This is a genomic window from Pantoea sp. Seng (assembly GCF_009829935.1).
Classification (GTDB): domain Bacteria; phylum Pseudomonadota; class Gammaproteobacteria; order Enterobacterales; family Enterobacteriaceae; genus Pantoea; species Pantoea communis.
In genome coordinates this window covers 324,329-331,165 of record NZ_SZZV01000003.1, presented here as the reverse complement: position 1 = coordinate 331,165, position 6,837 = coordinate 324,329, and the positions used below count along the sequence as shown (strand labels likewise).

7 protein-coding genes and 1 pseudogene are annotated in these 6,837 nt (G+C 53.0%); 3 read left to right on the top strand and 5 right to left on the bottom strand.

Annotated elements, in window-relative coordinates; translation table 11 throughout:
* Window positions 1-47: 47 nt before the first annotated feature.
* A pseudogene (locus FD737_RS04720) lies at window positions 48-1,119 on the top strand (tyrosine-type recombinase/integrase).
* Window positions 1,120-1,432: 313 nt separating this feature from the next.
* On the opposite strand, the gene FD737_RS04715 reads toward FD737_RS04720, so the two are convergent.
* The 3 genes from FD737_RS04715 to copC are packed head-to-tail and all read right to left on the bottom strand — an operon-like array spanning window position 1,433 to window position 3,072.
* Window positions 1,433-1,780, bottom strand: a complete 348-nt coding sequence (locus FD737_RS04715; RefSeq protein WP_034828876.1) for a YebY family protein — start codon at window positions 1,778-1,780, stop codon at window positions 1,433-1,435.
* A gap of 29 nt (window positions 1,781-1,809) precedes the next feature.
* Window positions 1,810-2,691: a copper homeostasis membrane protein CopD gene (gene copD, locus FD737_RS04710; RefSeq protein ID WP_097116866.1), complete on the bottom strand. Its 882-nt coding sequence runs from the start codon at window positions 2,689-2,691 to the stop codon at window positions 1,810-1,812.
* Between the two features lie 3 nt (window positions 2,692-2,694).
* Entirely contained in the window at window positions 2,695-3,072 is a 378-nt protein-coding gene (gene copC, locus FD737_RS04705) for a copper homeostasis periplasmic binding protein CopC (RefSeq protein WP_160832836.1), read from the bottom strand.
* Between the two features lie 153 nt (window positions 3,073-3,225).
* On the opposite strand from copC, the gene FD737_RS04700 reads away from it, so the two are divergent.
* Together FD737_RS04700 and exoX are read left to right on the top strand one after the other, a co-directional pair.
* Window positions 3,226-3,456 carry a DNA polymerase III subunit theta gene (locus FD737_RS04700; RefSeq protein WP_034828680.1) on the top strand — a complete coding sequence of 77 codons (231 nt, stop codon included), beginning with the start codon at window positions 3,226-3,228 and terminating at the stop codon, window positions 3,454-3,456.
* 7 nt (window positions 3,457-3,463) lie between these two features.
* Entirely contained in the window at window positions 3,464-4,132 is a 669-nt protein-coding gene (gene exoX, locus FD737_RS04695; protein WP_038646533.1) for an exodeoxyribonuclease X, read from the top strand.
* Here the strand turns inward: exoX and FD737_RS04690 are convergent.
* Together FD737_RS04690 and FD737_RS04685 are read right to left on the bottom strand one after the other, a co-directional pair.
* Window positions 4,126-6,189 carry a prolyl oligopeptidase family serine peptidase gene (locus FD737_RS04690; protein WP_160832835.1) on the bottom strand — a complete coding sequence of 688 codons (2,064 nt, stop codon included), beginning with the start codon at window positions 6,187-6,189 and terminating at the stop codon, window positions 4,126-4,128. The two genes, exoX and FD737_RS04690, sit on opposite strands and share 7 nt — an antisense overlap.
* 127 nt (window positions 6,190-6,316) lie before the next feature.
* Window positions 6,317-6,829 carry a phenolic acid decarboxylase gene (locus FD737_RS04685; protein ID WP_160832844.1) on the bottom strand — a complete coding sequence of 171 codons (513 nt, stop codon included), beginning with the start codon at window positions 6,827-6,829 and terminating at the stop codon, window positions 6,317-6,319.
* Window positions 6,830-6,837 lie beyond the last annotated feature (8 nt).

Sequence of the window (6,837 nt, the reverse complement as noted above, 5' to 3'; positions counted from 1 at the left end):
TTTTACATACAGCACTTTAGCCTGCATTGTTATTATGGAGGCAGGTTATAGCTATCAGGATGCTCTACACAGGCAAGTGGTTTTGCGAATGTTATCTCAATGCTAGAGACGCCAAACGTGTTAGAATGCAGTATAAAACTCGCGCCGAAGCCATTACCTTCGAGCACTATACGCTAGACGAAAGCAAAGCCAAACCTTGGCTGGCCGAGAAGGAAGATAACCGTCGTTTAAGCGAGTTGATTGATCTCTGGTATACCTGAACGACCGCTCTACTCGGCGTTTCGGCGTTCGTAAGAGATGTGTGGGTAAGCTCCACTAATATGCAATGGCCTAGACAATCCTATCGCTGCCATTATTACGGAAATATATTAGGAGCACTAACGTAATGGTCGGTTAGAAGGGAAAATCGAGACCGGCTATACATCCAGTTCTAAATCTTCGAAGGTGTCATCGGGCACGGTCAATTGCGAACACGCCTTCTTACGCGCTTTATTTAATGAGCTGGAACGTCTCGGCGAAATTGCCTATCCAAACCCACTCAAAAATATTCGACTGTTTGAGCAGCCACAAAAAGAGATGGCTTGGCTAACAGAGACGCAAATTAAAATGCTATTTGCCGCCTGTGAAGTTCACGGCAATCCGCAGCTAACGCTGATTATTAAAATTTGCCTTTCGACCGGATGCCGCTGGAATGAAGCTCCAGAATTAAAAGCGTCGCAGACTTCCCCGCATAAAATCACGTTCATTAATACAAAAGGTAAACGCAATCGCACTGTTCCTATCAGCAAAGCGTTGCATGATGAGTTGAAGGATTTAGAGGGGAAGTTCTTCCAGGAATGTTACCGCCAGTTTTATCGGGTCATAAGTCTGGCAAAAATCGAGTTACCCGAAGGGCAAATGAGCCACGTTCTCCGTCATAGCTTTGCCAGCCACTTCATGATGGCCGGGGGCAACATACTGGTGCTGCAGCGCATTCTTGGGCACTCAGATATACGTGTAACCATGCGTTATGCCCACTTCGCGCTTAATCATCTCGAAGATGCCATTCACTGCAATCCTCTGTCGATTATGTCCGCCAAAAATGGCGACAAAGTGGCGGCGGAAGTTATAACAGGATAGAACTCGGTGTAACAGGATGGGCAATAACTTATTGATAAATAGATAAGTTATTGATGATGAACAGTAAACAAAAAAAGACCCAATACGATTCCTGTATCGGGTCCAGGGAAATGGCTCTTTGAGAGCCGTGCGCTAAAAGTTGGCATTTTTGAAGGCGAGTTCGCCTTGCCATTTAAAGGTAGTCCAAGGGTGATTATTTTCCAGCCAACCGTCACGATGCGGTCAGGAAGCTGCCAACTCTGTGATCGTGCTGGCACATCGGAAAAGCAAGCGTAGCGGCAAAACTGTGCGCTACGCCCGAATTTTGCAGGGATTACTTACCGCACAACTGCTGCGCGCGATCAACGATCGGTTGCAGGCTCATTTTCTGGCCAGGATGCGCTTTGTCTTCCGCCACGATGGTATCGATGGATTGCAGTGTGCCCTTGCCGGCATCAGCGCGTGCTTGGGCTTTATCATTCAGCGGATACTGCAGCAAGGTGCTCGGATTTATGGCAAACAGCGCGCCGTCTTTCTCGCAGGTCAGCATCACCTCTTCGCGGGTGAATGGCCATTTGTCTTTGCCAATTTCAAAGCGGCTGACGGTAATAATCTGCGCGGCCATCGCCTGGCTGCACAGTGCCATCAGAATGCAGGCTGGAATCAATTTCTTCAGCAAAATATCGACCTCATTTTCTCTTTAATTACAATTCAGGCCGGAGACAGCGTGGCAAACACGCTAACCAATCCGACAACAACAATGGCCAGCAGCAGCTCAAGCTGCGTCAGGCGAATAAACTGCTGCGGCGCGTGACTACCCGCGACGCGAAAACCTGGTACCAGAACATAGCGATTGATCAGCGCAATGCCCACCATCATCATCACCAGCATCACTTTGACCACCAGCATCGCACTCCACAGCGTGGTGCCCCAATTGAGCGGTGTGCCGCCAATCAGCAGGCTGTTGATCAGCCCGGTGAGCAAAGCCAGTGCGACAGCCAGATGACCGTAACGCGAAAAGCGCATCATGCAGCGAATCGCATCGGTGCGATACGTAATCTGACGGGCTTCACGCATTAGCAATAACAGGGGCAGTAAGCCGCCAGTCCAGAACGCGGCGGCAATCAAGTGCAGCGCGTGATTGATCTGCTGCAGCAAGCCGGGTAAACCATCGCGCATCGCGGCGTGCCCGACGCCTGCCAGCGCCGCCAACTGCAACAGACCACTTATCAGCAAGAGCTGTTGGCGCAGTGTGCCACGCAGCAGCAAGGCCAGCGTGCTCAGCAGTGCGAACCCCAGTTCCCAACACCACACCGCGCCAAAGCGCGTGGCTAAAACCGCCTGCCAGGTTTCCAGGTCACCAACATTGTGCCAGTCACCGCTCATCAAACCGGTTTGCGTGGCGAGCATTAACACCGCACTGAGCAGACTCAATAGCGCTGTCGTGACTAAAATTTTGTGCAAACGTTGCGCCAGCACCGGGCGATAACGCCGCGGTGCCAGCAGAGCCGTATAGAACGCGCTGCCAGCCAGCAATAGCACCGCAATAAAATGCAGGGCGCGCAGGACGATCCACAACGTACTCAGAACCATGGATTACTTCACGCTAAACGCGTAACTTCCCTTGGTTTTGTGACCATCTACCGACAACACATGCCAGTTCACCTGGTAGTTGCCCGACGGCAGCGGCTTGCTGATTGGCACGATCAACTGATCATGCTTTTTGTCGTTGAGTTTGGCTTTTTCCACGGCCATCGGCTGATTCTGCGCATTGAGCACTTCAACACCGCTGAAGGCAGGCTCAACATCTTCAGTGAAGGTCAGCGTCAGATTTTGTGGCGAGCTGTCGATCACCGCTTTATCGGCGGGAACCGGCGTTTTCAGGTGAGCATGTGCCAGTGCAAACTGACTGAAGACCAACGTGGATGACGCCAGCAACAGCGCCACAATCGGGTTTAACGCAGTTTTCTTCATCACTTCTTCCCTTTGCCATGCGGCGCTCTGCCGCAAACGTGGCAGCAGGATACGCCGCTGGCAAAGACGTGTCGAGACTTGCGGTGCGATCCAATTTCCTTGATCCGTAAAGGGGAAACCATTACTTTTGCCCCTGTTTATCAGGAGAAATGCATGAGCCAAAACCTTGCCCTGTTGTCGCAGGAAGAGAAAGACAAAGTAAATGTCGATCTGGCCGCCGCAGGCGTGGCCTTTAAAGAGCGCTACAACATGCCCGTGATCGCGGAAATGGTCGAGCGCGAGCAGCCGGAAGCGCTGCGCGAGTGGTTCCGTCAGCGTTTGATGAGCTATCGCCAGGCATCGCTCAGCCTCTCTCGCCTGCCCTACGAACCCAAACAGAAGTAATTAACCTATGTTACGCGTTATCGATACCGAAACCTGTGGCCTGCAAGGCGGCGTGGTCGAAGTCGCGTCAGTGGATGTGATCGACGGACAGATCGTCAATCCGATGAGCGATTTGATTTGCCCGGACCGCCCTATCAGCCGTCAGGCGATGGCGGTGCATCGCATTACGGAAGCAATGGTCGCCGATAAGCCGACCATTGAAGAAGCGATTGGTCGCTATCATGGCAGCCCGCATTATGTGGCGCACAATGCCAGTTTTGATCGTCGTATGTTGCCGATCATGCCCGGTGAATGGATCTGCACCATGACGCTGGCGCGCCAGCTGTGGCCGGGCATTAAGTACGGAAACCAGGCACTGCGTCACAGCCTGAAGCTTGACGTTACGCCACCTGCTGAACTGCATGCGCACCGTGCGTTATATGACTGCTATGTCACCGCTGCGCTGCTGATCCGCATCATGGAGACCTCCGGCTGGAGCGTCAGTGATATGGTCGGCCGCTGTCAGCCCGCAGAAGTCAGCGGCGATGTGTTCCCGTTTGGTAAATATCGCGGACAAAGCATTGGCAGCATTGCGCGTAAAGATCCCGGCTACTTACGCTGGGTGCTGGAGAATGTGCGCGATTTGCGCCCACCGTTACGGCAGGCGCTGCGCAAGTACGTGAAAGTCGATCAATAATCGACGCGGTCTGGCAAGCTGCCCTGCGCCAGACCGATCAGGAAAGTAAACTCCTGCGCTACCCCTTCATAGGCTTTAAAACGCCCTGATTTACCACCGTGACCGGAATCCATCTCGGTACACAGCAGCAGCAGTGTATCGTTGGTTTTCAGCTCACGCAGTTTTGCTACCCACTTCGCCGGTTCCCAATACTGCACCTGGGAATCGTGCAATCCTGTCGTCACTAACAGATGCGGGTAGGCTTTCGCTTCGATGTTGTCATACGGGCTGTACTGGCGAATGATGTGGTAAAACTCTTCTTGCTCCGGGTTGCCCCACTCGTCATATTCGCCGGTGGTTAGTGGGATCGACGGGTCCAGCATGGTCGTCACCACATCGACAAACGGCACTTGCGCCACAACACCGTGGAACAGTTCGGGGGCAAGGTTCATCACACCGCCCATCAACAAGCCGCCCGCACTGCCGCCCATCGCATACAGCTGCTGCGGATTGCCGTAGCCTTTCGCCACCAGCGCCTGCGTCACATCAATGAAGTCGGTGAAGCTATTCATCTTCTTCTTCAGGCGACCATCGTCGTACCACTGCTGCCCCAGTTCGCCACCGCCGCGCACATGGATAATGGCGTAAACAAAACCGCGTTCCAGCAAGCTAATGCGACTGGTGCCGAAACTGGCATCCATGCTACTGCCATAGGCACCATAGCCGTAAGCCAGCAGTGGATTGCTGCCCGGTTTGAAATGCTTGCGGTGATAGACCAGCGACACCGGCACTTCAGTGCCATCACGCACCGTGATCCAGTGGTGTTCGCTTTTGTAGTCGTCTGAGTTGAAGCCCGGCACCGGCGTCTGTTTCAACACCCGGCGATCGCCCGTCTCCATATTGAGCTCAAACAACGTGGTTGGCGTGGTCATGGATGAGTAGCCATAACGTAACGTGTCACTTTCCGGCGAAGGATTGTAGGCCAGCCAGGTGACGTAAGCCGGATCGTCAAAGGCGATCCCGATGCTTTCACCGCTTTCCCAGTTGATCTGACGCTGCGTGTTGACGCCGCGCTGGCGCTCTTCCACCACTAGCCAGTGGCGGAACAGTTGGAAATCCTCCAGCACCACGTTATCGCGTGCCGGAATCAACGCCTGCCAGCGGTTCTCGGCCAGCCATGCGCTGCGATACAGGCCAAAGTTTTTGCCGTCGCGATTCGAGCGAATATAGAACTGGTGATTGTAGTGATCGATGCTGTATTCGTGATCACGGCGACGTGGACAGAACACCTGCGGCTGCGCATCCGGATACTCGGCATCAATCAGCTGGATCTCACTGGTGGTGGTGCTGTACATCGCAATCAGGATGAAGTGCTCGGAGGTGGTTTTGTGCACGCTGAGATGGAAGCTCTCATCCTGCTCTTCATACACCAGCTGATCGTCTGATTGCGGATGACCTAACTCATGGCGCCACACCTGATAGGCGAGCAGCGTTTTCGGATGCTTACGCACGTAGTACAGCGTGCGCGAATCATTGGCCCACGCCACGCTGGAAGAAGCATTGCTTAGCACTTCCGGATACCAACTGCCACTCTCCAGGTTACGGAAACGGATGCCATACTGGCGGCGCGACAGAAAATCTTCCGCCAGCGCCATCACCTGGTTGTCGGGTGAGATCGCCAGTGCGCCCATGGTGTAGAAATCACTGTGAGAAGCTCGTTGATTACCGTCGATCAGCAATTGCCAGGGTTCATTCTCTGGTGCGCTAATCGGCTGACGAAAATAGAGCGGATATTCGTTCCCCACCTCATAGCGACTTTGATAGCGATAACCGTTTTTTACGTAGGGGACGGAGTGGTCCTGCGGTGGAATGCGGTCGACAATCTCTTTTAATACCCGTTCCTGCAAAGGATCTTGCGACGCCATCATCGCTTTACCGTACGCATTCTCGGCGTGCAGATGTGCCAGAATTTCTGGGTTTTCACGCTCGTCATCGCGCAGCCAATAGTAGTTATCGGTGCGCGATTCGCCGTGCAGATTCATGACGTGGGGGATTTTTTTCGCTTGTGGCTGATGCATTCTGGCTCCTTTCCCTGAAAGACAACATTCAGCAAGCGTGGCACTTATCACGCGGGAAGCCAAGCAGCAGCGCACAGGAAGTGTAACGAAAGGAGCGCTTTTTCATGCGCCCCCTCGTCAAGGGTGGTTAACGCAACAAATTAGCTGGAAAATCAGCGGGCAATTCACTGGCCGCACAGGCGATGACCTCATCATTATCGGCACCACAATCTCGCACCAGTGTGATGGTGGCAAATTCGTCGATCACTTCAGTGGGATAAGCTGGACCCGCTTCGCGATAACGATTCATTTCGTTGAGATGTTCATTCTGGAAGCAAACCGTCTGCTGCGGGTTGTTCATCACCCAGCGGGGGAAGAAGATCGTACCGTGAAATAATCTGTCTCCCAGATTCGCGATCAAACTGACGTCAGTGCCGGTGGGTTCAGTCCAGGAAACTTTGTAGACCTCTTGCGCGACTCGCACAATATAGGCGCGCTGGTCCTTAACCCAACGATTACCCACCATCCCGCTATGAATACGATAATCAACGGTGCTGGCATTTTTAATATACAGCTCATAGTTCCAGCCATTGTCATAGGTATAGATCAGGTGTTTGCCAACAAATCCAGCCAAATCATTTTTATCGAAGTTACTCATAATGTGTCTCC

Coding starts and splice junctions, on each gene's coding strand:
- copD (WP_097116866.1), bottom strand. CDS start 2,691: ATGGTTCTGAGTACGTTGTGGATCGTCCTGCGCGCCCTGCATTTTATT.
- copC (WP_160832836.1), bottom strand. CDS start 3,072: ATGAAGAAAACTGCGTTAAACCCGATTGTGGCGCTGTTGCTGGCGTCA.
- FD737_RS04700 (WP_034828680.1), top strand. CDS start 3,226: ATGAGCCAAAACCTTGCCCTGTTGTCGCAGGAAGAGAAAGACAAAGTA.
- exoX (WP_038646533.1), top strand. CDS start 3,464: ATGTTACGCGTTATCGATACCGAAACCTGTGGCCTGCAAGGCGGCGTG.
- FD737_RS04690 (WP_160832835.1), bottom strand. CDS start 6,189: ATGCATCAGCCACAAGCGAAAAAAATCCCCCACGTCATGAATCTGCAC.